A 1,194-nucleotide genomic window follows, 5' to 3' on the forward strand; every position below is an offset into this window, starting at 1 on the left:
AGCCCGTGCTCCACGGCGACAACGGCAGCACGCTCAAGGCCACCACGGTGCTCGCCATGCTGCACTGGCTCGGCGTCAAACCGTCGTACTCGCGCCCGCGCGTCTCCGACGACAACGCTTTCGTAGAGTCGCTCTTCAAGACGGCCAAGTACCGCCCCGAATTCCCGGCGCGTGGCTTCGCCACCGTTGAAGACGCCCGCCTCTGGGGACGCGACTTCGTGCGCTGGTACAACTTCGAGCACCGCCACAGCGGCATCCGCTACGTCACCCCGGCGCAGCGACACGCGCTGGAGGATCGGGCGATCCTCGCGGCACGCCATCAGACGTATCTCCAGGCCCGCGAGCGCAACCCCGCGCGCTGGTCCCGTGGGACACGCGACTGGACGCCGATCGGTGCGGTTACGCTCAATCCGGAGCGCGAGGCTGTCGTGCGCGACCATGTACATGCGGAAGACATAGCGCGGTTGGTTGCATGAATCAGGCGACAACTATCTTGACTTGTTCCGATACCGATCGCGCGGATCGCAAGGGCGAAGGGGCCCGCCTGCCGGTCCGCAATCAGCAGGCCGGCCTGCCGCACGCGGGCGGGATCGAGTGCCGGCGCGTCGGCCATCACGCGGCCGCGCCAGGTCGGCAGGAAGTCGGCGCAGGCCAGCCGGCAGACCGTCCACCGCTCGGCAGGTGGATGAAATCGGCACTGGTAGTTGACGCCATCGAAGCCGTCGTCGGTGCGTAGATTGAGCTTGTAGGCCTTGCCGTCTCCGCAGACCTCCAGCAAGTAGGCGAGCACGTGATCCCTGCCCAGCGTGTCGGGCGCGCGACGCACTGAGGCAAAGCCCCCGCTATTCTCGAAGGAGACGCAGCCCGAAAAGAGGGCATGGCCTGTCGGGTCGAAGGCCAGCCGACTGAGGGACTTGCCGCCCATCACGACATCATCGACGGGCGTCCAGTGGGCGATCTCGGCAGGGTCGGAGAAATCGATGAGCGTGATCATGCGGCGTGGTCCTGATGGCGGGCGAGCGGCAGGTGGCTGCGGAGGTGCCGATTCGCCATGCTCACGCGGGGCGATCGGCGCCACATGGTTTCAGCCTACGCCTACGCGGTGCTGTGCGACATGAGGCAGGCGCTTGGAGGCGGCTTGCTGATCGTCAAGCGGTCGGTCACTTCTGCGAGTTGGCTGTCGTGACCTCGGCC

Annotated in this window: 1 protein-coding gene and 1 pseudogene; one reads left to right on the forward strand and one right to left on the reverse strand. The window is 66.8% G+C overall.

Annotated elements, in window-relative coordinates; translation table 11 throughout:
• On the forward strand, nt 1-476 hold a 476-nt coding region (locus PLC66_RS22765; RefSeq protein WP_324544452.1), incomplete at its 5' end, for an integrase core domain-containing protein.
• 56 nt (nt 477-532) lie between these two features.
• Here the strand turns inward: PLC66_RS22765 and PLC66_RS22770 are convergent.
• Nucleotides 533-994 (reverse strand): annotated as a pseudogene (locus PLC66_RS22770) (CIA30 family protein); the annotation flags it as partial.
• Nucleotides 995-1,194 lie beyond the last annotated feature (200 nt).

This window comes from Thauera sp. (assembly GCF_035444905.1).
Lineage (GTDB): Bacteria > Pseudomonadota > Gammaproteobacteria > Burkholderiales > Rhodocyclaceae > Thauera.